Genomic DNA, 25,094 nt, shown 5'->3' with positions numbered 1-25,094 from the left:
GTGTTCGGTTATTTGGGCATGGAAAAGGCCACCCGTTTTGGGGTGGCCTCGTGATAGGGGCAGGTTTCGTTGTGTGGTGTGATGCCACGCGCCCGAAGACTTGCGCGGTGATCGTCCCGGCCTTTCAGCACGAGCGCATCCCACCGTTCAGGGTCGGAATCCTTGAATCCTGACGGGCTCTTGACTGTCGGCCCGGCCGTGAGTGCTGACTGTTTCGCCAGCGCCCGGTCCCGTTCCTCAATGGCGATCTTCCGAATGCCTTTGGGTGATGGTTTGTCTTTCTCGTTGAGCCGGTAGTGCTCAAGTGCGGCGTTCTTCACGTTCGCCGTAGGGATCACAGAAAGTGTGTGTTGCCAGATTTCCACTTCGGCGTCTGTGACCTGGATGCGGCCATCGTGCTGGGATAGCCATGTCAGGAAAACAACGGTGTCGGGCAGGTTCATGGTCCTCCTTCGATCTGTAGCTGGTTTTGTTCATCAATGGCCGAGTACTTCGCATGCAGCTTGGCCCCGTTGTCCATGCGCTTCTCGGCGCCGGTCTTGAACTGCACTGGCCGCTGAGAAGCTTTCTCTTGATCGCCGAGTAGCCATGATTGCCAGGCCGATTCCCAATCCGTTTTGAATTGGGCTGTACCTGCCACCGAATTGAAGTGCGCTTTGAATTTCTTGGTGGAAGATTGCCAATTGATATTCGGCGTATTTTCCATTGCCCAATTGATCATTTCCGGGGTGGCGGTGAATCCTTTGGGGATGCGTGTCCCGGAGTGGCCGGTTGGGCTCGATTTCGACGGCTCGCGCTTAACCCCTAATAGGGTCGGGTCGGGTCGGGATGGGTCGGGGTTACGAACATTTTCCGAACCGTTCGAAACCGTTCGCCCGAACGCCTCGCCCGCTTCCCTTTGTTCTGGCGGTTTTGGCTGTTTACGCTTGGCGCGCAAGTCGGACATTCGCGCTCTGCTCGCTGCTCGCTCGGCGTCTACGTCTTGCTTGCTCGGCTGGTACTCGTGCCAGTTTCGGAACGCGAACCCACCGGACTCGGCGCTCCAAAGCCCCGCATCAACCAAATTCCGGGGTGCTGACGGTGGCACTCCCCACTCCTTGAGCATGTAGTCGGGGACGTGTCCATCGGTCAGCTGGTCGGCGCACCACGAGCCCGCAATGCTCCACAAGCCCACCGCAGCGAACCTGCTACGTCGGGGTATTGACATGACCTTCCTTGACGAATGAAAGCCGTCATCGACCTTGAACCAAGCCACTTAGCGGCCTCCTTTACTTCGGTGACAGGGTTCGCAGAGGGTCTGCAAATTGTCCGCATCATTTGATCCGCCATCCACATACCTCATGATGTGATCGACTTCGAATGGCGCCCCTGCTCCGCACCAAACGCACGACTTATCCCGTTCAATAACTTCACTCCTGCGGGAGGACGTGAGCGGGTCTGTTCGGGATAGGTTCGACCCTGATGTGAGTTTGTATAGTGGGGTGCCATCAGGCCGCTTGTGGGTTAGCATCTTCGACTCCAAGGCTTTCCTCCGCTTTAGCTCACGGTCGCGAGTCCATCGATAAACGTCAAGGTTTTCAACGCCATCCCAAGGTGGGTAAATGTTCGTGTTGATGTTCGCTCTGTCGCGAGCCACTTCTCAGCCTCCTTCCTTGTTCATTTCACGGGGTCGCTAATCCAGCTGGTTTTGCGCATCTCGCGGTAGGTCGCCTTGCTATACACGGAGTCGCCCCCCCCTTGCGTCGTCATCCCACGCGAGCATCCACCACGCACCAGCTCCGGGCGCTCGGTCGAGGACTTGCCACAGTCCTGGCTTGTCGGTGAGCTTCACGACCATGCCGATGCGCGGCTTGATGTTCTCGCTGATCTTGGCTTGGGTGCTCATACTTTCCTCCTTGGTTCTTCTCTGTGCTGGCGATGGATGGCGTTACTTACTTTCTTGGTCGAGCATTGGTATGGCTCGGCAATGGCCTTCATGGTTGCCTCGTCGATGTAGGCGTCGTAGATTGCCTCTTGTTCGACTTTGCTGAATGGCAGTGTGGGTGGCTTGCGAGGCTTGCCGTACGCCTCGGCCACGCAGTCAGCGAGGCGATGATTGCCAATCAAGACCCCCGCCTCTCTAGCCCAGTGCGGAATGCGGCCGTGGGGTTGCTGTAGAGCCGTAGCGAACGGTCGTCTCGGTTCTCAGCCTTGATGTGCTCGATGTGGTGCAGGCACTTGCGATCCCGACAAATACCGAGCGGTCCCCGGCAGGCAACGCAGCACAAATCGCGGGTCACTGGGCTTCCATCGCATCGGCAGTGTCGTTGAGCAGCTTGATGACGGCGCGCTTGACGTTGCTGCCACCGGCCGGAAAGTCCGCCGCGATCTTCCTTGCCGCCCCACGCATGAATGTTGCATCCGTGTCATGCGGGCCGGGGTATGGGACATGTGGTGCTGGGACTGCGACTGTCGGCCCGGTCTCTACGGCTGCCACTTGATGGTCGAGGCAGGTTACGGGCTTCATGCGGAGGTCGTAGGCTACGAGCCAGACACGGCGGGCGGTTCCTTGGGTGGGCGTGAAGTAGGAGCCCCATTCGTCTTGACGTTCGGTGATGCCGTCTTGGATGGTGCGGGAGCCAATGATGACTCCCTCGGTGAAGGTTTTGCGGTTCGGGTAGTTCTCGCGGTATGGCAATGCGGATTCTTTGTAGAAGGTTCGCGGGTATTCCTTGACCTTCTCCACAGTCCCGCTGATCTCGACGCGCTGGCCTAGCTGATAGTCGCTCATGAAGTCTCCTAAGTTGTGGGCCCTGTGCAGCGGGGAGGCTGCACAGGGCCGTGGGTGGGTGGTGGGTTAGTGAACCTGGAAGCCGTCGCGGTCGATGGCGTTGCGGAGGTAGTCGATCCATTCGCCCCAGTACTCGGAGGCGATAGTTTCGGTCACGCCCGGCGAGTAAGTAGCATCCGGATCTCGTGTTTCCCATGCTTCGACAGCGGCCTTTGACTCGGCGGCAGTGACCCACCATCCGTCATTTGAGCAGAACTTGTGGAGAGGAATCGTTGGGTCATTGGTCTTGTGGTGATGGCCCTGCACGATGAGCGCCTTCGCCTCGTACGCCTTGTACTCGGGACTGTCCTCGTCCTCGTCGCTCTCCGGGTACTCGGGCCAGTCCGGAACGTCGCGGGAACTTGACTCGTGCGCCATTCGCAGTTCCTCCATAGCTTCACGGAACGGCCCCATGCCCCAGATGTTCAGGCGGAAGTAGTCGGTCGCAGCGTCTGCGCTTTCAGCGGTATTGCGGTGGCTCATGTCGTAGCCCATTTGGTTCTCCTTGGTGTTGGCTTTGGTCATAAAAAAGGCCGCTCTGTGGCGGCTTGAGGGTGTTGCTATTTGGTCAAAATGGAGGATCCGATGGGCCGTTGCCCCACGGATCAGTAGGCGGCAGGTTGTTGCCGGTCTGTGCGTTTTGGGCGGGTTGCGAGCCTCCCCAGCCGCTGTTCTGCGGTTGACCGGCAGGATTCTGCCTGTTCTGCTGGTCGCCGAAATTGCCGAACTGCGACGACTGCTGGCCTTGCTGGTTGCTGAACGTGCCCGACTCTTGGCTGCCATGGTTGTTACCGCCGCCCTGGCCGCCTCGCTGCGTCCGATTCACCTTCGCGTTCGCGTACCGGAGGCTGGGGCCGATCTCGTCAACTTCGAGATCCATGACGGTGCGCTTCTCGCCCTCCTTGGTGTCATACGTGCGGGACTTGAGTCGGCCGGAGACGATCACGCGAGTTCCCTTGGTCAGCGACTCGGCCACGTTCTCAGCCGGTTCATTCCAGATCGACGCACGGAGAAACAAGGTCTCGCCGTCCTTCCACTCATTCGACTGCCGGTCGAACGTGCGCGGGGTTGACGCGATTGTGAAGTTCGCAACCGCCTTGCCGGATGGCGCAAACCTGAGCTCTGGATCTCCCGTCAGATTGCCGATGACGGTGATCGTTGTTTCGCCCGCCATTTAGCTGCTCTCCTTGATCTTGTACGCGGGGATGTTGGATGACTCGACAGGCAAGAAGACGAACCAGCTTTCTTCCTCGTCAATGCCCTCCTGCCAGTCGTATTTGGAGGGGAAGCCGTGCTCGTCGCCGTTGGACTCGACATTGGTTTCGCCGTGCTTTCCGCCACCCACCCAGTAGGGGAAGCCGAACAGTTCGCCGTCTGCCTTGCGTCGGATCACACGCATGAGGGTTGAGCCTTGGTAGAGGTCGCCGTCAGTGTGGAACCATTCGGCATTGCCGTTTTTGACGATCTCGTAGCTGGCCTCAAACTCGGCCCTCTGCTCGTCGGAAGCGTCGCCATAGTCGAGATTGCCCCACGCAATGTCGTTGCCGATGTCGTTCCGGAAAGCGACCTTGTCCGGCTGGTCGATAATTTCGCCGCTCATGCCTCGACTCCTTCCGTTGGTGTTTTGAGTTGTTCGGCCCGCGCCATCATTGCGGCTTGGTATTCTGCGGGCGCTTCGGTCCAGAGCTGGTTGAGCGTCGCCGTGTCCGTGGCGGTCAAGATCTCCTGCTGCCAGTTGCGCTGTACAGGGTCCAGTAGTGGCTTGACCGGATAGGGCCGCCGTTGCCCCCTGCTCACTGTGATGCTGGGCGATGCGCCCTTAGGTCCAATGTCGGACATGTGAGAGATTCGGATGCCGCCAGGAACGTCTTTGCCGACCCTGACCGATGGATCCTTGAACAGGGTTACGCGACGGCCAATCCATTCGGAAGCTTCGTCTCCCCAGAGCTGGATAAGAACGGATAGCATCCCGTTCGGCGGCCGCCAGACGCGCCCTTCACCCTCTGCCAACTCGATGTCGTAGAGCGCTTCGGCGGTTCCATGCTTTGCCCCGGCGATGGTGAACGTTCGTGGGCCGCCAGTGAAATCATCTGCGTTCCACTGATCAGAACGTGGCTTTACTGCAACCTTCATAGCTTCAACTCCAATTCAAGGTAGTGGTCGATGCGTTCCGTGGGCTCGTTTCCATCGGTCGCTTTCAGGTATTTGTCGAGCATGTCCGCAGCGGTTATTTCCAGTGCGGCAGCGGCTTGGTGGATGACGTCGAACCATGCGTTCGACGGGTAGACGCGCTTGATGTACGGCGGCATGCCTCCCGCGTAGGACATGTAGTCGATCCAGTCACGTCCAGACACAAGCAAGCCCGTCTGTAGCTGCGCCATGTTCTCGGCAGGAACTTCATCGTCCAGGAATGTGCCAAGCTGGATCTTCTGCTTGCGCGACTTAATCTCAAGCAAGCCATCGTCACCAACCATCCCGTCCGGTGAATAGCCAATGGAGTAGCCGCCGAAGTCGCGAACCATGAAGCCCAGCACAGTGGCTGGTGCGTAACGCTCGCTGTACACATCGCGGGCGTAGGGTTCATCAAGAGTGCCGCGCTCCATGTCCCGTGAAGTCGCCATCGGTTCGACATGGCCAGTGATGCGCTCGGCAGCCAGTGTCGCGGTGAGGCCTTGTGAGCCGAGATTGTCAGCCACGCGATACACGGGCGGCAGGGCAGAGGCAGCGGCGGAACGTTCGCCGTGCACCGTCTTGATCGGCGCCGGGATCTTGCGCGCCAGACTCATGCACGGATCACCAGCAGTTGATCCGCAGTTGGGACAATCAATCGTCAGCGCATCAGGTGAGCCAGTAGTGATCAAGTGGTGCATGACTGAGGCTGTCGGGATACCAGCACGAGCCGCGAACCACTCCGGCGTACCCTGGTCGAGGTCTTCATAGATGTGAAGGGTCACGGTGTCTCCTTGGTAAATGGGTTGGTGATGATGCCTTCATTGGCGATGTCGGCTAGTTGTTCATGGCTGACCCATTGGCCGTGCGCGAGTCCGTCTGTGCGTTTCCATCCGGTCTCTGTGACTTTGGTGAATCGCCACGGGAGACGCTGACCTGGCATTTGCAGATACAACGTCGCGCCATACTTCCGGGCGGCAAGATCAGCGGGCGTGTAGGCGGTCATGGCTTCTTCTTCGGGCCGGGGCATTCATGGTCGTGACGCTCGGACCAATCGATCATCTCGGTGATGGTGCCGCTGACTCCGGCGCCGCAAAAGTTGCAGGTCATGTCGTGCATCACTTACCCCTTAGCCGGTCGATCCAGTCACGGGCGCAGTCTGTGCAGGCCCGGTCGCGGTGGTTGCAGGTCATGCGATCCCCAGCGCCCGCTTGATCGTGTCCGCGCCCTCTTGCCGGTCAACGAGGGCAGAGTCAGTAGCAAGGGCCACACGTTCACGCCGGTAACGGTCCTGCGCTTTCGGGTCAGTGTGCGGGGTCGGGAGTTCGATCAGGTCAGACATTGGATTCCTCTTTGCTGTCTCGTTCTTTGCGGGCGTAGTACGGAATCCACGGGCCCGCGAGAGACGCAGCCACGAGAAGGTAGAAGATCGCGTTCACTGGGTCGCCTCCATCAACTGGTGCGGCTTGTCCTGGGGCACGACGCCGGCAGCTAGGCAGGTCGGGCAAATGTCGCCCCATGTCCAGCCAATGAACCAACCGGCCGCAACGAACTGCTCCAAAGGCGGCTGCTCAGCGGACGGTTCAGACTTCGTCGTGCAGCCTGGCGCCTCGCAACACATCACCCAACGCTTGTCCTTCGGGAACGGCGTATGGTCATCAACCCACCTGCGTGTCATTGTCTTACTCCTTCGTTGACGCCGCGCCACACCCGGATGACCGAGTGCTTGCGGGACGGGGTGTTGGATTCGGTAAAGCCGATGGGCCGGATGATGCCGAGCTTCCGGGCCGCCTGGAAAACGCCGCCGACCATGTTGCCGTGCGGGGCCGGGCGGACAGACTTGCGGAGATCATCGGCGGTGAAGTCCAAGCCGGACCACGCGTAGGCCTCAAGCCAGTTGAGAGCGTCCGTGGGCCAGTCCAGATCCTCAAGGGCTGCGGGGCTAGCCACGGTTTGGCATCCTGACGGGCTGGATCAAAAAGTTCAGCGCCTCGTCATCGCCAGCGGCAACACCCTCCGGCGTGATTGAGAAAGGCCTAATCTCGGACACGTACGAGATCCGGACATTCTTCGTTGGGATGCGCTGCAAAGCTTCCACGAAGTAGCGGGGATTGAGCCCAAAGGAAATGTCCTCCGTGCCATCCACTACCGCAGCCCCTGGCGCGATGGGCGCTTTGGAGATTCCAAACAGGCTGTCGTTGAAAGTGACCTCCGCGCCTCCTGCAAACATCCGGATAAAGCAGGGAGTGTTGAGTTCGGCCATTGCCATGGCGACCTTCGCCGACTCCAGCATCACGGCCCGGTCAACCTCGAACGCCCCCGCCGCGTCCCTGTAGAAGAGGCTCGTAATCTTCGGGTAGTCACCGTCCACGCCCATCGAGGTAAACGTGACCATCTCGGTCTTGACGATCAGGGCGCCCTTGGAAATGCCAATTTCAAGGGCGTCGCCTACAAGATGCTTATCCCATGCCTTGGCGGCACGAGCCCGGAGTAGGAACGTGCCGCTGCCGCTGCCTTCGCCACTCACGCTGTCCATTGCGAGCCGATAGCGGTCAGTAGCGACCATGCTCAGCTTTCCGCTGATCATGTTCAACTGGACGGCCGTCAGAATGGGCAGGCTGTCGTCAATTGTCGCGGCCGATGAGACGCGGGACAGTGACGCCCGAAACTCAGAAGCGGCCACTCGCACAACAGCATCCGATGCGACAAGCGGAATGTCGGGATAGTCGGCCAGCTTCATCGACTCGATATGCAATTCGTAGCCGCATGCAGTGACTGTCACCCGCTCATCCGTGGCAGATACCGAAACCTGCGCCGACTTGTCCAAGCCTGTCGTGATCTTGATCGAATCCAACAGCCGACGCCAGTTGGCAAGGAACGGTTCACCGTCGCCCTCGGCGTCAATCGTCGTGACCGCTGACGTCTCGTAGTTGAAGCCGGACAGGGTGCGTGATGCGGGGTCGATGAGGACCGCATGCAGGATCGGAACGGCCTTCTTACCTACCATCGCCGGGGCCAATCGGTTCAGCGCCGCGATCCATTCCTTCGCCGGCGCCGTGATTACTTGTAGACTGCTCATTAGTTACTCCTAGATTTGGGTACGAAAAAGGCGCTCACCGTGCATGGTGGGCGCCTTGTTTTTTGGGGTGGCGTCATCATGGGCGCCTCTACTTGCCCTATCGGTAGGCTCTGGGTGTCACACCATGCGCGATTGCGCACCTACAGAAAGAGAGATCTTCGATGACAGAAGACACTGCCAGCGAGAATGTATTTGACTACTTGGAGGCGGCGTACCGCGGCTGTCGCGAAATGGCACAACCAGTTGGCGATGACAAAGTCACCGATCTTGGCATGACCATCGCTGCAATCGCGGAACTTACCGTGGCCAACACGATCGCGTTGCAGTCCCTGGCGAAATCACTTCAAGAAGCGGGCATCGACACAACAATGCACCAGCAGATTGAGCGACAGGTGGATGGACTTAGCAGAGGGTTTGACGCGACAGCAACCGCCTAGCGCCGACGCGTCATGGCCTTAGCGGCGAAACCGTCCATCATCTTCTTAGCCCTACGGCACTGATGTATCGAGTACCCGCTAAGGCACAGCGACACTGCAATCAAAATCCATGAAATTATCTGGATAGCTGACATTGTTTCTCCTATAGATAAGCCGCCCGGATAGGCGGCGGGGTTAGTTAAGCTGTGCGTAGTGCTCGCGGGCGGCGTCACGGACCAATAGGCGCGCAACCTCAACACGTTCAGCCCGAGCCTCCTCAAGCCGGATAGACGCCCGTGCCACGGGTTCAGCCTGATTGCGCGTGACGTTCTGCTCCCGCATGACGCGTTGGATGTTCGACTCAAGTTCAGCCTCAACACTGTTCATCGCTGCCCCCACACATGCACGACCTCGGCGCGGTCAGGGTTGATGACTACCGGGCCCGTGCTGCGGTGGTGGTAGCGGCAAGGTTTGCGGCGGAAGAGGCGGGCTAGGCGGGTCATGGAGTGGCCTTTCGTGGAAGGTTGCGGAGAAGCTTCTTGAAACGCTTTCGAGTCAGCTTGTCCAGGTCGAAGGTCTGAGCAGGCCACCCATGGGATAGCACTGCGCTCTGGTAGTAGGCAGCCTGATGTTCCACTTCCAGCCGCGCCTGCAACATCGCAGTGTCATGGATTAGCTGGATGAGACCCGGCGACGGAAAGAACCATTCGCCGCGGTCAAGGTCCTCATAGAACTGGTAGTGATACTCAGCCTCAAGGGCGAACCCACCCGGCCCGTACGCCAACAACTTCGGGCGGGCAGCGAGACCCGCAGAGGGATGCTTTGCTTTCCCGCCACGGCTGATCTGATCCGCCCGCATCTCCGGAGTCGCAGAGCAACCTATCTTGATGGTGTTGCCTGACTTGAGGAAGTAGACGAAAGGACCCAGTGTTGAACGGTAGGACAGCGCGGCCGGGCCGTTGTCCCAAGTCAGTGCAGCAAGGAAGCTAGGGTCCTTGAAGTCATCGTCATCCACTACGCCGCCACCACTTCAAGGTTGTGCTTGAAATGGAACCAGCGACGAGCTACGCCTTCACCGACAGGGTCGCCGTGGGTAATGCGCTTGTAGTCGTCCATGTCCGCAGCGTTGACGACGGCGCCAGCAATGCTCTTGGCGTCGCGAACACTCAGCCGCTCACCGGCCTCCATCGCCCATTCAATGAGTCGATTCTTCGCACCAACGAATCCCATGGGGCGAAGCTCTGCAAGGAAATCGTGTTCAGGATCGTTTTCGGGCATGACAATTGGACCTTTCTCAGCGGGAGGCTTGCCGTCAGACAACGGTCTTGGTGATACGGGCCCAGAGTGGGCGGCCGGCGCTTTGCGCTGCGGCAGTGGTTCGGTGTTACTTAGAGGGGGAATCTTCGGGGAGAGCTTCGAACCAGTCGTTAAGTTCTTCGGCTCCGACAATCGGCCGAGACGTTGGGTATCGCGCCACGAGGCTCCCAGCCTTGATGTGGGCCCTTATGACGTCCGGGCTAACTCCGTAGGCCACAGCGGCCTCCTGGACCGTATACGCCTTCTTGGCTGTCTCCGTGGCGCTCATGCTCTGGCCTCGACTAGCTCGCTGGGGAAGAACTCGGCAAACGGAACTCGAAGAAAGTCAGCCAGGCGGGCTACTTCGGTCGCCGACCAATCCTTCCCTCCTACGCGCTTCCGGTTGAAGTTCGTTAGCGACATGCCTGCGTTCTCGGCCAATGTGCCCCACGGGACGTTGAGGCGGGCTTTTTCATATTCGATCTTCTTGGTGATCGTTGCGTTGATGTTTTCCATGTCTCAACTCTAACCATACGGTTAGCTGTTAAGCAAACGGTTATCCATATTCGCAGAGTGGTTATTTCTAACCGGATGGTTTAGAGTGGAGGCATGACAGAGAAAGTTAGCCCAGTGACAGTCAAGATCGCAACGGAATTGAGGGTTGCTATCGCAAGAATGCCGGAGCCGCCCACCAATGCGGAGATCGCAACTAAGGCTAAGATCTCCGCAATGGCGGTGGGTCGCTACCTAAAAGGGGAGAGGGCCATCCCAATGCCGACCTATGTGGCCATATGCGAGGCCCTAGGCGTCAACCCGGCCAAGATCATGGCGGATGCAATGAAGTAGCGCATCTGGGGCAACCTGGAGCGCGGAGCAAATGAGCGCCACATCGGTTGCCGTCAGCTTGGAGAGCGTCATCGCAATAGCGGTGGCGTTCTCTTCGTTCCTGGCCTCTACTGCGTCGGGGCTGGTTCCCCATATAGCGCGCAGATCAAGGCTGGTAGTCTCGCGTTCCAGCGCGTTGAGACGGTTGTCGGTCAAAAGGCAGTCCCCCATGTTCTAGTAAGTATGTTCGAACAATAGTTTACCCCGAGGGGCGGACAAGTCGGGCGCGGATCGGTGGCCAATATTCGATAGCTTCGGTTATCGTTGGCTGTGTTACGTTGGCACGTAATTTAGTATCGGGGGCACCTTCGGGGGCACCTGATAAGATTTCGGGCAAAAGAAAAGGCCCCAGAATCGTTGAGATTCTGGGGCCAGATCAGGTAGCGGCACCGAGACTCGATCTCGGGACCTCACGATTATGAGTCGTGCGCTCTAACCAACTGAGCTATGCCGCCACGAATGGGAAAAGGCCCGTACCCAGCCGGTCAAAACCGTCTTGACACGAGCCTTCCCATTCAGAGCCCCCCACCGGAATCGATCCGGTGACCTCGTTCTTACCAAGAACGCGCTCTACCACTGAGCTAGGGGGGCAACGAGAAAATACTTTACCAGCGGATTTGCTGGATGTGAAATCGAGGATTCCCCCGACGTCCTTTCACACCGTTTTGGCGCACAAACCACCGCGAATATGAGCAAAAAAGTGCCCCAAATGGCCCGAATTTCCCACCTAAACTCCCAAAAAGGCACCCATGCCATGAAATGTGTCACATCATGGTGAGCTGACAAAAAAGAGGCACGATACCGAATCCCGGTATCGTGCCTCTTTAGCGCACTAGCGCGTGGTGTTTACCACTTGCCCTTGCTGTTGAAGCTTTGTCCGCCTTCGTGACGGGGACGGCGGTCGCCGCCACCGTGGCCCGTGTGGCCCTGGCCGCGGTCGCTGCTGAAGCCGCCACGCTCGCCGCCACGGTCACGGTCGCCGCCGCGGAAGCCGCCGCCACTGCGGTCGCCGTCGAACTTCTTCTTGAAGCCGCCCTGGCCGCGGTCGTTACGCTCGCCGCCACCCTGGTAGGGGGCGCTGCCGCCGGTGGGGCGACGGCCCTTGTCCAGCTCGAGGTTGATGAGCTCGCCGCTGATGCGGGTCTTGCTCAGGGCACGCCACTGGTCCTTGCTCAGCTCCGCCGGCAATTCCACCAGAGTGTGGTCGGCGCGGATGTCAATGCCGCCGATCTGCGAGGAGGACAGGCCACCTTCGTTGGCAATAGCGCCAACAATGGAGCCGGGCATGACGCGCTGGCGACGGCCTACCGAGATGCGGTAGGTGGCGTTGCCCTCAGTCAGGGTGCGGGTCGGGCCGCGGGAGCCGAAGCCGTCCTTGGAGCGTTCCTTCTTCTGGTATTCCGGTGCTGCCGGCAGGTCGTTGACCAGCAACGGCTGTCCGCCCTGGGCCATAACAGCCAAGGCAGCGGCGATCTCCGAGGCGGGGACGTCGTGCTCTTCCTCGTAGCTGGCAATGAGGTCGCGGAACTTCGCAACATCCTTGGTAGCCAAAGTTTCGGTGATCTTCTCGGCGAACTTGCCAAGGCGCAGGGAGTTGATGGTCTCCGCGGAAGGCAGGTGCATCTGGTCAACCGGCTGGCGGGTGGCCTTTTCGATGGCACGCAGCAAGTACTTCTCACGCGGGGTCATGAACAGGATCGCGTCACCTGAACGGCCGGCACGGCCCGTACGGCCAATGCGGTGCACATAGGACTCGGTGTCGTGCGGGATGTCGTAGTTGATGACGTGGGTGATGCGCTCAACGTCAAGGCCACGGGCTGCAACGTCCGTTGCGACGAGGATGTCGAAGCGGCCGTCACGCAGGCCCTCGATGGTGCGCTCACGCTGCTGCTGCGGGATGTCACCGTTGATGGCGGCAGCCTGGAAGCCGCGAGCCTTGAGCTTGTCAGCCAGGTCCTCGGTAGCCATCTTGGTGCGCACGAAGGCGATAACGCCGTCGAACTCTTCAACCTCGAGTACACGGGTCAGGGCATCGAGCTTGTGCGGGCCCATGACCTGCAGGTACCGCTGGCGGGTGTTGGCGCCGGTGGTGGTCTTGGACTTGACCGTCACCTCGGCCGGGTTGTTCAGGTACTGCTTGGAGATGCGACGGATCTGGCCGGGCATCGTGGCGGAGAACAGTGCAACCTGCTTCTCGGCCGGCGTCTGGGCCAGGATCTGCTCAACATCTTCGGCGAAGCCCATGCGCAGCATCTCATCGGCTTCATCCAACACCAGGTACTGCAGGTTGGACAGGTCCAAGGAGCCCTTGGAGAGGTGGTCGATGACGCGACCCGGGGTACCGACAACAACCTGCGCGCCGCGGCGCAAGCCTGCAAGCTGCGGGCCGTAAGCGGAGCCACCGTAGACGGGAAGGACCGAGAAGTTGTCCATGTACTTGGCGTAGGAGGTGAACGCCTCGGCAACCTGCAACGCCAGCTCGCGGGTCGGTGCAAGAACCAGGATCTGGGTGTTCTTGGTGGGACCGTTGAGGTCCATCAGCTCGGCCATGCGGGAGAGGGCGGGAACAGCGAATGCTGCTGTCTTACCGGTTCCGGTCTGGGCCAAGCCGACGACGTCGCGGCCTTCAAGCAGCAGCGGGATGGTGGCAGCCTGGATGGGTGAGGGCTTCTCGTAGCCAACATCGCTCAGGGCGGAGAGTACGCGGCCATCAATGCCGAGCTCGGCAAAAGTAAGTTCTGATTCTTCGTCCGTGTTGACGGCCGTGTTTTCAGTAGATTCGGTAGTGTTTTCGGGCATGGTCAAAATGTCCTCATTCATAGGGCCAGGCGGCGAATTTGCCGCATTGCAGAGATCCAGCCTCGACTAGGCATCCCGGGCAGAATCTCGCGCCATTTGCGCACCGTGGGTACGGCCGCCAACGTAGACCGAGGTCAACGTTGCATGACGTTTCTTTGCCGGCAATCCCCTATGAACGCTACTTGCCCGCCTAAAAAACTTTGCGGGCCCCATACACTTCAGGCTCCTGCCTCAAAAATTGGGCAGAAAATAAAAGGAGATACCGGAGTGGGGGATATTTAAATTGTAGGGCATACCTTACAGCTACGACAGAGCTAAAGTCGATGCCGGCCCGTGAGGTTCGGCACAGTGAAGCGGGCCACTCCCGAAGGCGATCATTGTTGGCGGGCCAGGATCCGCTCAAAGTAGGGCTGGTAGCTCTCGGCCACATGGAGTTCGCCGGCATCATGGAGCCCCTGCAGCGTGCGTACATCCTCCACGGTGGGATTGGCGAAGAACTTGCCCACGGTGATGCCATGGTCGGGGGTGAACTCGATCTCGATCGGGTCGCCGGCGGCCAGCTTTCCCTTGTGCAGCACGCGCAGATAGGTGCCGATCCGGCCGGCCTCGGTGAACCGCTTGACCCAGCGTGGCTCACCCATGCGGCGGGCGAACGTGGCGCATGGGACGCGCGGCGACGTCACTTCCAACACCACGTGGTCGCCGATCCGCCAACGCTGCCCGATTACAGCCCCGGACGCGTCGATCCCCCTGGTGCGCAGATTCTCGCCGAAGAGGCCCGGCGGAATGTCCCGCCCTAGCTCCGCGCCCCAGTAATCGATGTCCTCCTGGGCGTAGGCGTAGATGGCCTGGTCCAGGCCGCCGTGGTTTTTCCTGTCCGCCTGGAGATCCCCATACAGGCCCAACGGGCGCACATGGACGGGGCCGTCGACGGGACGCTTGTCGATGGCCGTCACGCCCACGGTTCCCTCATCGGGGTGCAGTTCGTGGACGCGGCAGACGGCCAGGACGGAGCCGGCGGGGGTTTCGGTCATGCACTAACGCTACTGCGCTTTCGCCAAAAAGCGGCCGTCTCAGTAGGCCACGCCCACCCCGTGCCCGAAGGTTGCAGGGTCCCCAACCAGGGCGAGCATGGCATGCGCAACGTCGCCTCGGCTGATTTTTCGCCCACCGCGCAGGTTGGCGTCGACGGCGGTCCGGTAGACGCCCGTCGTCGGCGTGTTCAGCAACTGCGGCGGCCGCACCGCCGTCCAGTCCAGGTCGCTGCTGGCCAGATCTGCCTCCATGATCCGCAGGTCGACGTAGTTTTCCTTGAAGATCTGGTTGATGATCGGCGTGATGACGGTTCTCAGCAGGAAGGGCTGCCCCTCCGGCACCGGTCCCAGCGGTGACGCACTCACGACCACTAGCCTGCGCACGCCGGTCAGTTCCATGGCCTGGCGTATGGTGCGCGTAACGGGCGCCGTCATCCCGGCTTGTTTACGCGTCCGCGGGCCGACGGCGGAGAGCACCGCGTCCCGGCCTGCCACGGCACTCCTGAGCTGTTCCGGTTTCTGGATCATGGGGATCTCAATGACCTCCAGCCTTTCCCCTGTCACGGGCAGCCGCGCTTTGTCGCGGACCACGGCCGTCACCTCATGTCCGCCCGCAAGCGCCTGCCGCACAATTTCCTGCCCGACTCCGCCGCTTGCACCAAAAACTGCCAGTCTCATGGACTCACTCCCTCGTTACGTCACAGGCTACAACCATCGGGGGATACAACGGCGGCTGGTGACCTGGGAAAACCCGGGTCACCAGCCGCCGTCGTACGCCAAGGAAATTAGGCGGTGATGGAGACCGACTTTTCCGAGACATCGGAGTCGGCGGCCCAGCGGGGCAGGAAGCTGGCGGCGATTGCGGCCAGCACCATCCCGCCTGCCATCAGCCACATGGTGGAGGTGAAGCCGTCGATGAACACCGCCGACTGGCTGGTGGCCGTGCTGGATTCGATCCCGTTGAAGAACAGGGTGCCCACAATCGCCACGCCCAGCGCACCGGAGAGCTGGCTGGTGGTGTTGAACAGCCCCGACGCGCTGCCGGCAAATTTGGTAGGCACCTCGGAGAGGACAAAGATGCCTACGGGCGCCACCACCATACCGAAGCCGGCACCGCTCAATGCCAGGCCTGCGATCAGGTGCCACGGGGTGACGCCGCCACCGTTGGCCTGGACGGTGAAGATCAGCACCATGAAGCCGACGGCGATGACCAGCGGGCCCAGCTGCAGCACCACCCGGCCAATCTTCTTGGCCAAGATGGCAGCGGAGATGCCCGCAAGGATCGGCACCATGATGGAGAACGGGATCATGGTCAGGCCGGCCTTCAAGATGGGATATTCCAGGCCCAGCTGCAAGAACAATGTCTGGATCAAGAAGAATCCGTTCATCGGGATGAAGAACAAGAACATCATGGCAATACCTGCGGCAAACGGGCGGCTCTTGAACAAGGACACCGCCACCAGCGGCTCGCCCCCGTTTTTTTCCTCACGCCACTGCATCAGCACGAAGCCCACCAGGACCAGAATGCCGGCGCCCATCATCAGGAACGTCCACAGCGGCCAGCCTTCTTCGCGCCCCATGGTCAGCGGGTACAAGATGGCGAGCATGCCCACGGCGAGAACAACGACGCCGGAGAGGTCGAGCTTGTGCCGCACCGGCGCTTTCGATTCGGGCACGAACTTCACAGCACAGATCACGGCGAAGATTCCCACAGGGATGTTCACGAAGAAGATGGTGCGCCAGCCCCAGCCAAAGAGGTCCGCGTTCGTCAAGATGGCACCCAGGATGGGGCCGGAAACTGCGGCAACGCCTGCCAGGGCCGAGAACCCGGCCATGGCACCGGCACGTTCGGACGGCTTGTACATGACCTGCAGGCTGGAGAGCACCTGCGGGATCATGGCCGCGGAGGCAAAGCCCTGCAGGGCTCGCGAGGCGATCAGCATTTCCGGGTTCATGGCCATGCCGCACAGCACGGAGGCCACGGTGAACGCCACCAGTCCGATGATGAAGATCTTCTTGCGTCCGTAGATGTCGCCCAGCCGGGATCCTGTAATCAGGCCAATCGCCAGCGCCAGCGTGTAAGAGGCCACCATCCACTGCAGTTCAGCGTTCTGGGCACCCAAGGCCCGCTCAATGTCAGGAAGGGCGACGTTGACGATCGTGGCGTCAAGGAGCTCCATGAACGAGGCTAGGAAAAGCGAAACAAGAGCAAAAGTGCGTGCCTTGCCAATCGGTACGGCGGGGGTTTTCATACGTGTTTCCTCGTCAAGTGATGATGTGCAAAATTATGGGGACGGGCGTCGCTGTCGTTACGGCTTGGGCTCGTTGGCCAGAGACAAGGCGGCCAGGGATTCCTTGGTCCAAGCCATGGTGCCGGAGATTAGTTGCGCCAGGACGTCGTCAATGAAGTCGAGCTCTGTGGCCCGGGTCCTACACATGAGTTCTGCATCCAGCCAGACAATGGTGGGCAAAAATGCGCAGACACTGGAGATTTCATCCCGCAGGGCGGCTACTTCAGCAGCCACCAGCTCCCGGCGGTCTACCAGCAGCTTCTGCAATACCTCAGGTGTCAAGATGGGCGCGTGGGCCAGTGCGGCATAGAAATCAGGGAAACCGCGCTTGGGGACGGAGAGCATCTCGGTCAGCCAGTTCTGCGCTGTGGCGCGTCCGGCGTCGGTAATTTCATACACCGATCGTTCCGGCCGCTGCCCGTCACGCTCAACCTCCGACACGCGGATCATTTCGTCACGCGCCAGCCGCTCAATGGTGCTGTAGAGGCTGGCCCGCTGGCTAACGTTGATGACCTTGTCCTTGCCCCGCAAGGTAATCAGTTGCGCCATGCGGTACGGGTGCATGGGAGCTTCTTCGAGCAGCGCAAGCACAGCTAGCGCCAGGGGCGAACGTTTCGTCATAGTCATAATCTTACTAATAAGTTCATGACTACATAAGCGGAACGTGCGTGCGATCCGTCACGGGGCGAAGCGGTAACCCATTCCCGCCTCGGTGAGCAGATGCACCGGGTTGGCGGGGTCCCGCTCCAACTTTCGCCGCAACTGCGCCATGTACACGCGCAAATAGTGGGTTTCCTTCGCATAGGCTGGCCCCCACACTTCGGAGAGGATCTGCTGCTGGCTGACAAGCCGGCCGGGGTTGCGCACCAATAGCTCCAACACACTCCACTCGGTGGGCGTCATCCGCACGGCCTCACCAGCCCGGGTGACCTTCTTGTTGGCCAAATCCACGGTAAATTCGGCCGTTTCCACGAGCGGTTCGGCCGTGGTGGTTCCGGCCCGGCGTGAGGCGGCGCGGAGGCGTGCCAACAGTTCATCGAGCCCAAACGGTTTGGTCACGTAGTCGTCAGCACCGGCGTCCAGCGCCTCCACCTTGTCGTGGGAGCCGTGCCGGGCCGAGAGCACAATGATGGGCACATCGCTCCAGCCGCGCAGCCCGGCAATGACCTCAAGCCCGTCCATGTCCGGCAGTCCCAGATCCAGGACGACGACGTCGATCGGGTGGGTTTGCGCCGCCAGCAGTGCCGCTGTCCCGTTCGCGGCAGGCACCACCGTGTAGCCGTGTGCGTGCAAGTTGATTTGGAGGGCACGCAGGATCTGGGGTTCGTCGTCGACTATCAATACTGTTGTCACGGTGTTTCCCTTTTCGTGCGGCCGGGATGGCTGGCATCAGTAGTTCTTGTGCCGGTGGACAGTGGAAGGCGAATAATCATGGTGAGCCCGCCGCCGGGTGTTTCCTCAGCTTCCAAGGCTCCTCCCATGATCTCCGTGAAGCCCTTCGCTACGGCCAACCCTAGCCCCACACCGGTACCACCTTCCGCACCGTAGGAGACGTCGTCGAGCCGCTGGAAAGGGCGGAACATGGCCACCACATTGGCCGCGGGGACGCCTTTGCCGTGGTCGACGATGCGCAGCTCACTGGCGGGGTGGCCATTGACGGTGGCGCTTCCACTGCCGCCCACGGAGCCAACCACGGTGATGTCCGAGCCCGGCGCGTACTTCACCGCGTTCTCCACAATATTGGCCACAACCCGTTCCAATAGCCCAGGATCCGCCTCGACGGGTGGCATGTTGGCGGGCAGTTCGCTGCGCACCCGCCCCACCGGGACACCGTGTAGGGCTGCAGGTAGGACTTCGGGCCAGGTGACAGGCCCCATGACGGGAGAGACCATCTCTGCACTCAGCCGGGACATGTCCAGAAGATTGCCAACCAGGGCGTCCATCCTGTCTGAATAGTGTTCGATGGTGGCCAGCAGCTCGGCCTCGTCCTCGGGGTCAAAGTGCACTTCGGTTTGCCGCAGGCTGCTCACAGCAAGCTTGATGCCAGCTAAGGGTGTGCGCAGATCGTGCGAAACAGCCCGCAACACCGAGGTGCGAATGGTGTTGTCCTGACTCAGCTGCTGGTTCTGACGTTGACTGATGGTCAGCGCCTCACGCTGTTCCAGGGCGATCAGGTGTGCTCCGAATGCACCAAGGAGGCGCCGGTCGCTGGCAGGCAGGATTCGCCCGCTCAGCCCCAATACCAGGTGCTCTGAGATTTCCTCCACGTTCTCGGCCTGCCCGGGGGTCTGCGGGGGCTCCTCCCCCACTGACGCATCAATACGCCAGGTGCTCAGATCGCTTCCCTGCCCGCTAAAAAGTGCCACGGTGCGCATACCAAAATGTTCGCGAACCTGTTCCAGGAACACCTGCACCGTGTCCTGCGAGGCCAGGATGCCGCGGGCCAATTCGCTCAGGGTGGCCGCCTCGGCACCGGCCTTGATGGCTTCGCGGGATCGCCGGGCCGACTGGTCCACTGCGAGCGCCACGGCCACTGCGGCCAGCAGGAACACGGCCAGGGCCAACAGGTTCTCCGGATCACTGATGTTCAGCGTTCCCACCGGAGGTGCCGAGTAATAGTTCAGCAGCAGACTGCTCCACACGGCGGCAACCACGGCAGGCCAGAGCCCGCCGACGAGTGCCACCGCGATGGTTGCCGCGAATTGGATGAGCATGGTCAGTTGCAAGCTGAGCTCGCCGGTGGCAACTTGCACCAGCAGGGGCAGTATTACCGCAAGAGCAAAACCGGCGATGACTCGCTTACGGTTCAGGTCTCCGCGGCTGAGCTTGGGCCTGCTTTTCCCGCCCAAAGGGTGCGGGACCATGTGCACGTCCATGTCGCCGGCGTCGCGCACCACTCTGGCACCGACGCCGGGGCTAGCAAAGACGCCCAGGAGTGGTTTCCTGCGTGAGGAACCAATAACGATCTGGGTGGCACCCACGCTGCGGGCAAAGTCCAGCAACGCCCGGGCGGGGTCTTCACCGCCCACCGAATGGTAGGTGCCGCCCAGGTCGGTGACTAGCTGGCGCTGACCCTCCAACGCCACCGGCACATCCCCTGCCACCCCGTCCGAGCGGGGAATATGGACGGCCATGAGCTCACCGCCGCTGACCCGGCTCAGTATCCTTGCGGCCCGCCGGAGCAGGACCTCCCCCTCTGCCCCGCCGGTCAGGCCCACCACGATGCGCTCGCGGGTGGGCCAACTTGCCGCTATCCCGTGGGATTGCCGGTAGGCGGTGACGCCTTCTTCCACCCTGTCGGCCAGCCACAGCAGCGCCAGTTCACGCAGCGCGGTCAGGTTTCCCAACCTGAAGTAGTTGGCCAGCGCCGCATCCACCTTGTCTTGGGCGTAGACGTTGCCGGCGCTCAGGCGTTGGCGCAGCAGCTCCGGCGGAATGTCGACCAGTTCAATCTGATCCGCCCGGCGAACCACCTCATCGGGGATGGTTTCTTGCTGCCGGACGCCGGTGATGGACTCCACCACGTCACCCAGCGATGCCAGGTGCTGGACGTTGACAGTGGAATACACGTCAATCCCGGCGGCCAGCAACTCCTCCACGTCTTGCCAGCGCTTGGCATTGCCAGCCCCTGGAATGTTGGAGTGGGCGTACTCATCGACCAGGGCCAGCGTGGGGCGCCGCGCCAGCAGCCCCGCCACATCCAACTCCTCAAAGTCTGTGTCGCGGTAGCTGATTTTTCTGGTGGGCAGCTGTTCCAAGCCCTCCAGCTGGTTGCGGGTTTGTGCGCGCCCGTGGTCAAGAACTATCCCTGCCACCACGTCAACCCCGGCGGCCGCCTGGGCGTGGCCCTCCTCCAACATGGAGTAGGTTTTGCCCACGCCAGGGGCCGCCCCCAGGAAAACCCTCAATATGCCGCGCGTCATAGTGCCTATTCTCGCAGTACCTGGCGACGGCCGCCCTACTGCTTTCCCTGTACCTGCAGCAGGGCCGCATTGAGGGTGGTGGTGTTCACGGACGCCTGTCCCAAGAAGGCGTTGATACCGCTACTGGTGTTCTCCGCAACCAATTTGGTCACCACCGCGTCGGACAGGCCGTTGGCCGAGGCCACCCTCGCCACCTGCAAGGCGGCGTAGGCCGGGGAAATATCGGGGTCCAGTCCGGAGCCGCTGGCCGTTACGGCGTCAATGGGCACTTGCGACGGCGCAACCTTCTCGCGTGCGGCCACCTCGGCCCGGTTCTTGGCGATGGCCTCGATCAGGGCCGGCTGGTTGGGTCCCAGGTTGGAAGCCGACGACGTGGCCGGGTCCCAGGCGACGGCCGACGGGCGCGGGTAGAAGAACTTCTCCCCCGTGACCGGCTGGGCCAGAAGTGAGGACCCGGCGGGCGCGCCCGCCACGGTGATGATGGATCCATTGGCTTGTGCCGGGGCCACAGCCGCACCTATCCCGAAGATCAGCACCGGATAGGCCAAGCCAAGCAGCAGAGTCACAAAGAACAGGAATCGCAAGGAGGTGAGGATTTGTCGTCCATAGGCGTTCATAGTGCTAACCAATCGTGGGGATGAGGGCGACCAACAGGTCGATGAGCTTGATACCGATGAACGGGGCAATGACGCCGCCCAGCCCGTAGATGAGCAGGTTCCGTGACAGTGCCCGCGCGGCGGACACCGCCCGGTACTTGACCCCGCGCAATGCCAGCGGCACCAGCGCAACAATGACAAGGGCGTTGAAGATGACTGCCGAGAGGATGGCGCTCTCCGGTGACGACAGGCCCATGATGTTCAGCAGGCCCAGCCCCGGGAAAGTCGCGGCGAACAGGGCCGGCACAATGGCAAAGTACTTCGCCACATCGTTGGCCACCGAAAACGTAGTCAACGAACCACGGGTGATCAGCAACTGCTTGCCAATGCCCACAATGTCAATCAACTTGGTGGGGTCCGAGTCCAGGTCCACCATGTTGGCCGCTTCCTTGGCCGCACTGGTGCCCGAGTTCATGGCCACACCCACATCCGCAGCCGCCAGTGCAGGGGCGTCGTTAGTACCATCGCCCGTCATCGCCACGAGCCGCCCGGCGTCCTGCTCGGCCTTGATAACGGCCAGCTTGTCCTCCGGCGTAGCCTCGGCCACGAAGTCATCCACGCCGGCCTCGGCAGCAATGGCCGCCGCCGTGATCTTGTTATCGCCGGTGATCATGATGGTCTTGATGCCCATGGCGCGAAGCTCGGCGAAGCGTTCCTTCATGCCGGGCTTGACCACATCGGCCAGGTGAATGACACCGAGCACCTGGGCGCGCTCGCCGTCGTAGGTCGCCACCAGGAGCGGGGTGCCTCCGGTGCCGGAAATCTTCAGTACAGCTTCCTCCAGTTCCTGGGGTAGGAACCCGCCGCGCTCTTTGGCATAGAGTTCGACGGCGGACGCGGCTCCCTTGCGAACCTCAAGGACTGTTTGGCCGGGGTTTGCGGGGTGTCCTACGGGAAAGTTCAGCCCGCTCATACGGGTGACGGCGCTGAACTCGATGACTTCGACATCACCCCTGAGATCGGTTGAGGCATCAGCCAGCACCGCCTCGGGGGATCGTCCTTCCTGCGTTCCGGCCAATGCCAGGTCGACAATGGAACGTCCCTCGGGTGTTTCGTCTGCCAGTGAGGACAGCCGGGCGGTGCCGACAAGGACGTCCTGGGAGACGCCGTCGGCAGCCACGAAGGCGACGGCGCGGCGGTTGCCGTAGGTGATGGTGCCGGTCTTATCCAGCAACAAGGTGGTGATGTCGCCGGCGGTTTCCACGGCCCGGCCGGAGGTGGCCAGCACGTTGCGTTGGATCAGCCTGTCCATGCCGGCGATTCCGATGGCCGGCACCAAGGCGCCAATGGTGGTGGGAATCAGGCAGACCAGAAGGGCCACCAGAACCACGGGTGTGGGCAGTGCGTTGGCGAAGTTGGCCATGGGTGCCAGTGTCATGACGCAGACCACGAAGACAATGGTCAACGAGGCGAGCAGCACGTTCAGCGCAATCTCGTTCGGCGTCTTTTGCCGCGTGGCACCTTCCACCAGGGAGATCATCCGGTCAAGGAAGGTCTTGCCGCTGGCGGCCGTGATGCGGATGACGATCCGGTCCGAGAGGACCCTGGTACCGCCGGTGACGGAGCTCCTGTCGCCGCCGGACTCCCTAATAACGGGGGCCGATTCGCCGGTGATGGCCGATTCGTCCACACTGGCCAGGCCCTCGATGACGTCGCCGTCGCTGGGGATCAGGTCCCCAGCCTCACAAATCACGATGTCGCCAACTGCCAGGTCGGTGCCGGGCACCAACTCCTCGGAGTACCCACCACCCGACTGTCCGGCGGGCACCAAGGCGCCAATCCGGCGTCGTGCCATGACGGAGGTCCGGGCGGCGCGCAGGCTGTCCGCCTGAGCCTTGCCCCGGCCTTCAGCGATGGCTTCGGAGAGGTTGCCGAAGATGACCGTCAGCCACAGCCACACCGTGACAATGATCGAAAAGACCGCTGTAGGGGAACCCATGAATAGTTGCTGGATGCTCACCAGCGTGCAGACGATTGAACCGATCAGCACCGTGAACATGACGGGTGAATGGATCATGGAACGCGGATTGAGTTTGCGGAAAGCCAAGGGTAGCGCCGCAAGGGTATTAGTCAGATTCATTTCAGCAGTCCTTCAGCGGCCGGGCCCAGGGCGAGCGCGGGGAAGTAGGTAAGTGCGGTCAAGATCAAGCACACGCCGCCCAACAACGCGGCGAACAGTGGGCCGTGGGTGGCCAGGGTGCCTGCGGTTTCCGGAATTTTCCGTTGCTTGGCAAGTGAGCCTGCGAGCGCCAGAACCAGTGCGATGGGCAGGAACCTGCCCACGAACATGGCCACGGCTAGCATGCTGGCCAGTGCCGGACCCGAACTGGTGATGCCACCAAAGGCGGATCCATTGTTGTTGGCAGCGGAGGTGAAGGCGTACAGGATTTCGCTGAAGCCGTGGGGGCCCTCTGCGGGAGCAGCTGCCGAGATCGCCGGGATGGCCACGGTGATAGCGGTGCCCAGCAGCACCAGAGCGGGTGTGACCAGAATGTACAGGGCCACCAGTTTCATCTGGGGTGCGCCAATCTTCTTGCCCAGGTACTCGGGGGTGCGTCCCACCATGAGGCCACCAATGAAGACGGCCACCACGGAGAGGACCAGCAAGCCGTACAGGCCAGAGCCCACACCGCCCGGGGCGATTTCTCCGAGCATCATGTTCAGCATGGCCAGTCCGCCAGCCAGTGGTGGCAGCGAATCGTGGGCTACGTTGACGGCGCCGGTTGAGGTCAGCGTGGTGGCTGTGGCGAACAAGGCGCTGGGTGCAACACCGAAGCGTTGTTCAAAGCCTTCACCGATGCTGGTTCCGGTGCCACTGAAAGCGGCTATTGCCCAGGCCATCAATGCCGTGGATGCGAGCCAGAACGCCACCATGACGGTGAGCAGTGTGTATCCCTGGCGCTTGTCCCCCACCATGCGGCCGTACATGGCCGGGAGGGCGAACGGGATCACCAGGATCAGCAAGATCTCAAACAGGTTGCTGAACGCCGTCGGATTTTCAAAAGGATGCGCCGAGTTGGCGTTGAAGTAGCCACCGCCGTTGGTACCCAGGAGTTTGATGGCTTCCTGTGAGGCAACGGGACCGCCGGGAACTGTTTGCTGCGCGCCGGTGACCAGGGTGTGAATGTCCGTGCCGCCCCAGTTTTGGATGACACCGGTGATGAGTAGCACCACGGCCCCAATCACGGCCAGGGGCAGCAGGACGCGGAAGGTGCCACGGGTCAGGTCAACCCAAAAGTTGCCCAGATTGCGGGTTTCAGCGCGAACCAGGCCACGGATCAGGGCCACAACCACGGCCAGTCCGACGGCGGCGCTGAGGAAATTCTGTACGGCGAGCAGGAGCATCTGGGCTCCAAAGCCCAGCGTGGTTTCCGGTACGTAGGTCTGCCAGTTGGTGTTGGTGACAAAGGAGACGGCCGTGTTCATGGCGACCCACGGGTCGACTGCCCCCATGCCCTGGTTGAAGGGGAGTACGCCCTGGAGGAGGAGTCCAGCAAAGATCACCAGGATCGAGACCACGCTGAAGGCGATCAGCGAGCGCAGGTAGACCTTCCAATGCTGGTCGGCCTGCGGGTCCACACCGGAGAGCTTATACAGTCCACGTTCCACCGCGAGGTGTTTGTGGCTGGTGAAGGTTGCCGCCAGGTATTTGCCCATGGGCTGATGCAGGACAGCCAGCACCACAATGAGCACCACCACCTGGGTGATGAGGGAAAAGACGTTAAGAACCATGGTGG

At 61.2% G+C, this 25,094-nt stretch carries 32 protein-coding genes and 2 tRNA genes; 2 read left to right on the top strand and 32 right to left on the bottom strand.

All coding sequences use genetic code 11. The annotated features are described in order from the left end of the window. Positions 1-8: 8 nt before the first annotated feature. The 15 genes from CXQ94_RS02000 to CXQ94_RS01935 all read right to left on the bottom strand — a co-directional run bounded on the left by CXQ94_RS02000 (position 9) and on the right by CXQ94_RS01935 (position 8,057). Complete coding sequence (locus tag CXQ94_RS02000) at positions 9-443, bottom strand: hypothetical protein (protein WP_104086539.1); 435 nt, start codon at positions 441-443, stop codon at positions 9-11. Then, positions 440-1,255 carry a hypothetical protein gene (locus tag CXQ94_RS22410; protein ID WP_104086538.1) on the bottom strand — a complete coding sequence of 272 codons (816 nt, stop codon included), beginning with the start codon at positions 1,253-1,255 and terminating at the stop codon, positions 440-442. Before CXQ94_RS22410 ends, CXQ94_RS02000 begins: the two co-directional genes overlap by 4 nt. After that, positions 1,256-1,510, bottom strand: coding sequence for an HNH endonuclease (locus CXQ94_RS23290; RefSeq protein ID WP_368665577.1), 255 nt, complete (start codon positions 1,508-1,510; stop codon positions 1,256-1,258). 204 nt (positions 1,511-1,714) lie between these two features. Then, positions 1,715-1,885, bottom strand: a complete 171-nt coding sequence (locus CXQ94_RS22405) for a hypothetical protein (RefSeq protein ID WP_181034039.1) — start codon at positions 1,883-1,885, stop codon at positions 1,715-1,717. A gap of 390 nt (positions 1,886-2,275) precedes the next feature. Then, a complete protein-coding gene (locus CXQ94_RS01980; protein ID WP_104086535.1) occupies positions 2,276-2,770 on the bottom strand; it encodes a hypothetical protein in 495 nt (164 codons plus the stop codon). Between the two features lie 66 nt (positions 2,771-2,836). Continuing rightward, positions 2,837-3,334, bottom strand: a complete 498-nt coding sequence (locus CXQ94_RS01975; RefSeq protein ID WP_146070211.1) for a hypothetical protein — start codon at positions 3,332-3,334, stop codon at positions 2,837-2,839. 43 nt (positions 3,335-3,377) lie between these two features. After that, positions 3,378-3,983 carry a single-stranded DNA-binding protein gene (locus CXQ94_RS01970; RefSeq protein ID WP_104086533.1) on the bottom strand — a complete coding sequence of 202 codons (606 nt, stop codon included), beginning with the start codon at positions 3,981-3,983 and terminating at the stop codon, positions 3,378-3,380. Next, entirely contained in the window at positions 3,984-4,409 is a 426-nt protein-coding gene (locus tag CXQ94_RS01965; RefSeq protein ID WP_104086532.1) for a hypothetical protein, read from the bottom strand. Next, on the bottom strand, positions 4,406-4,942 hold the full coding sequence (locus CXQ94_RS01960) for a hypothetical protein (protein WP_104086531.1): 537 nt from the start codon (positions 4,940-4,942) through the stop codon (positions 4,406-4,408). Before CXQ94_RS01960 ends, CXQ94_RS01965 begins: the two co-directional genes overlap by 4 nt. Beyond that, positions 4,939-5,763 (bottom strand): YqaJ viral recombinase family protein, encoded by an 825-nt coding sequence (locus tag CXQ94_RS01955; protein WP_219816967.1) that lies wholly within the window; start codon positions 5,761-5,763, stop codon positions 4,939-4,941. The genes CXQ94_RS01960 and CXQ94_RS01955 overlap by 4 nt, the downstream gene beginning before the upstream one ends. After that, positions 5,760-5,984, bottom strand: a complete 225-nt coding sequence (locus CXQ94_RS01950; protein ID WP_104086530.1) for a hypothetical protein — start codon at positions 5,982-5,984, stop codon at positions 5,760-5,762. The genes CXQ94_RS01955 and CXQ94_RS01950 overlap by 4 nt, the downstream gene beginning before the upstream one ends. Positions 5,985-6,167: 183 nt before the next feature. After that, on the bottom strand, positions 6,168-6,320 hold the full coding sequence (locus CXQ94_RS22400; RefSeq protein WP_181034038.1) for a hypothetical protein: 153 nt from the start codon (positions 6,318-6,320) through the stop codon (positions 6,168-6,170). Between the two features lie 93 nt (positions 6,321-6,413). After that, positions 6,414-6,656: a hypothetical protein gene (locus tag CXQ94_RS01945; RefSeq protein ID WP_104086529.1), complete on the bottom strand. Its 243-nt coding sequence runs from the start codon at positions 6,654-6,656 to the stop codon at positions 6,414-6,416. Further along, on the bottom strand, positions 6,653-6,928 hold the full coding sequence (locus tag CXQ94_RS01940; protein WP_104086528.1) for a hypothetical protein: 276 nt from the start codon (positions 6,926-6,928) through the stop codon (positions 6,653-6,655). Before CXQ94_RS01940 ends, CXQ94_RS01945 begins: the two co-directional genes overlap by 4 nt. Beyond that, a complete protein-coding gene (locus CXQ94_RS01935) occupies positions 6,921-8,057 on the bottom strand; it encodes a DNA polymerase III subunit beta (protein WP_104086527.1) in 1,137 nt (378 codons plus the stop codon). The genes CXQ94_RS01940 and CXQ94_RS01935 overlap by 8 nt, the downstream gene beginning before the upstream one ends. Positions 8,058-8,218: 161 nt before the next feature. On the opposite strand from CXQ94_RS01935, the gene CXQ94_RS01930 reads away from it, so the two are divergent. Then, entirely contained in the window at positions 8,219-8,494 is a 276-nt protein-coding gene (locus tag CXQ94_RS01930) for a hypothetical protein (protein WP_104086526.1), read from the top strand. Positions 8,495-8,668: 174 nt separating this feature from the next. Here the strand turns inward: CXQ94_RS01930 and CXQ94_RS01925 are convergent, their stop codons facing one another. From CXQ94_RS01925 to CXQ94_RS01905, 4 genes are all read right to left on the bottom strand, one after another. Further along, positions 8,669-8,860 (bottom strand): hypothetical protein, encoded by a 192-nt coding sequence (locus tag CXQ94_RS01925; protein WP_104086525.1) that lies wholly within the window; start codon positions 8,858-8,860, stop codon positions 8,669-8,671. Between the two features lie 112 nt (positions 8,861-8,972). Next, entirely contained in the window at positions 8,973-9,488 is a 516-nt protein-coding gene (locus CXQ94_RS01920) for a GIY-YIG nuclease family protein (protein WP_104086524.1), read from the bottom strand. Continuing rightward, positions 9,488-9,751, bottom strand: a complete 264-nt coding sequence (locus CXQ94_RS01915; protein ID WP_104086523.1) for a hypothetical protein — start codon at positions 9,749-9,751, stop codon at positions 9,488-9,490. Before CXQ94_RS01915 ends, CXQ94_RS01920 begins: the two co-directional genes overlap by 1 nt. Before the next feature lie 303 nt (positions 9,752-10,054). Continuing rightward, on the bottom strand, positions 10,055-10,285 hold the full coding sequence (locus CXQ94_RS01905) for a hypothetical protein (RefSeq protein ID WP_104086521.1): 231 nt from the start codon (positions 10,283-10,285) through the stop codon (positions 10,055-10,057). A 93-nt stretch (positions 10,286-10,378) separates the two neighbouring features. Between CXQ94_RS01905 and CXQ94_RS01900 the strand changes: the two genes are divergently transcribed. Beyond that, the gene (locus CXQ94_RS01900; RefSeq protein ID WP_104086520.1) at positions 10,379-10,615 is read left to right on the top strand and encodes a helix-turn-helix transcriptional regulator; all 237 of its coding nucleotides are present in this window, start codon (positions 10,379-10,381) and stop codon (positions 10,613-10,615) included. Here CXQ94_RS01900 and CXQ94_RS22395 read toward each other — a convergent pair. The 13 genes from CXQ94_RS22395 to kdpA all read right to left on the bottom strand — a co-directional run bounded on the left by CXQ94_RS22395 (position 10,571) and on the right by kdpA (position 25,089). Beyond that, the gene (locus tag CXQ94_RS22395) at positions 10,571-10,810 is read right to left on the bottom strand and encodes a hypothetical protein (protein ID WP_181034037.1); all 240 of its coding nucleotides are present in this window, start codon (positions 10,808-10,810) and stop codon (positions 10,571-10,573) included. The genes CXQ94_RS01900 and CXQ94_RS22395 overlap by 45 nt on opposite strands. 225 nt (positions 10,811-11,035) lie before the next feature. Further along, positions 11,036-11,109, bottom strand: a tRNA-Met gene (locus CXQ94_RS01895). Positions 11,110-11,173: 64 nt separating this feature from the next. After that, positions 11,174-11,245, bottom strand: a tRNA-Thr gene (locus CXQ94_RS01890). A gap of 255 nt (positions 11,246-11,500) precedes the next feature. Beyond that, complete coding sequence (locus CXQ94_RS01885) at positions 11,501-13,453, bottom strand: DEAD/DEAH box helicase (protein WP_258066554.1); 1,953 nt, start codon at positions 13,451-13,453, stop codon at positions 11,501-11,503. Positions 13,454-13,827: 374 nt separating this feature from the next. Beyond that, a complete protein-coding gene (locus CXQ94_RS01880; RefSeq protein WP_104086518.1) occupies positions 13,828-14,487 on the bottom strand; it encodes an MOSC domain-containing protein in 660 nt (219 codons plus the stop codon). Positions 14,488-14,526: 39 nt separating this feature from the next. Then, positions 14,527-15,165, bottom strand: coding sequence for an NAD(P)-dependent oxidoreductase (locus CXQ94_RS01875; RefSeq protein ID WP_104086517.1), 639 nt, complete (start codon positions 15,163-15,165; stop codon positions 14,527-14,529). A 107-nt stretch (positions 15,166-15,272) separates the two neighbouring features. Beyond that, positions 15,273-16,739 (bottom strand): MFS transporter, encoded by a 1,467-nt coding sequence (locus tag CXQ94_RS01870; RefSeq protein WP_104086516.1) that lies wholly within the window; start codon positions 16,737-16,739, stop codon positions 15,273-15,275. A 57-nt stretch (positions 16,740-16,796) separates the two neighbouring features. Beyond that, complete coding sequence (locus CXQ94_RS01865; RefSeq protein ID WP_181034036.1) at positions 16,797-17,399, bottom strand: PadR family transcriptional regulator; 603 nt, start codon at positions 17,397-17,399, stop codon at positions 16,797-16,799. A 57-nt stretch (positions 17,400-17,456) separates the two neighbouring features. Further along, positions 17,457-18,131 carry a response regulator gene (locus CXQ94_RS01860; protein ID WP_104086514.1) on the bottom strand — a complete coding sequence of 225 codons (675 nt, stop codon included), beginning with the start codon at positions 18,129-18,131 and terminating at the stop codon, positions 17,457-17,459. Beyond that, positions 18,128-20,701, bottom strand: coding sequence for a DUF4118 domain-containing protein (locus CXQ94_RS01855; protein ID WP_104086513.1), 2,574 nt, complete (start codon positions 20,699-20,701; stop codon positions 18,128-18,130). Before CXQ94_RS01855 ends, CXQ94_RS01860 begins: the two co-directional genes overlap by 4 nt. Before the next feature lie 35 nt (positions 20,702-20,736). Then, on the bottom strand, positions 20,737-21,318 hold the full coding sequence (gene kdpC / locus CXQ94_RS01850) for a potassium-transporting ATPase subunit KdpC (protein ID WP_104086512.1): 582 nt from the start codon (positions 21,316-21,318) through the stop codon (positions 20,737-20,739). A 4-nt stretch (positions 21,319-21,322) separates the two neighbouring features. Further along, positions 21,323-23,437: a potassium-transporting ATPase subunit KdpB gene (gene kdpB / locus CXQ94_RS01845; protein ID WP_104086511.1), complete on the bottom strand. Its 2,115-nt coding sequence runs from the start codon at positions 23,435-23,437 to the stop codon at positions 21,323-21,325. Beyond that, on the bottom strand, positions 23,434-25,089 hold the full coding sequence (gene kdpA / locus CXQ94_RS01840; protein ID WP_104086510.1) for a potassium-transporting ATPase subunit KdpA: 1,656 nt from the start codon (positions 25,087-25,089) through the stop codon (positions 23,434-23,436). Before kdpA ends, kdpB begins: the two co-directional genes overlap by 4 nt. Positions 25,090-25,094 lie beyond the last annotated feature (5 nt).

Origin of the sequence: Arthrobacter sp. GMC3 (assembly GCF_002929305.1) — a bacterium.
GTDB lineage: Bacteria > Actinomycetota > Actinomycetes > Actinomycetales > Micrococcaceae > Specibacter.
This window is presented reverse-complemented; position numbering and strand designations above follow the sequence as displayed.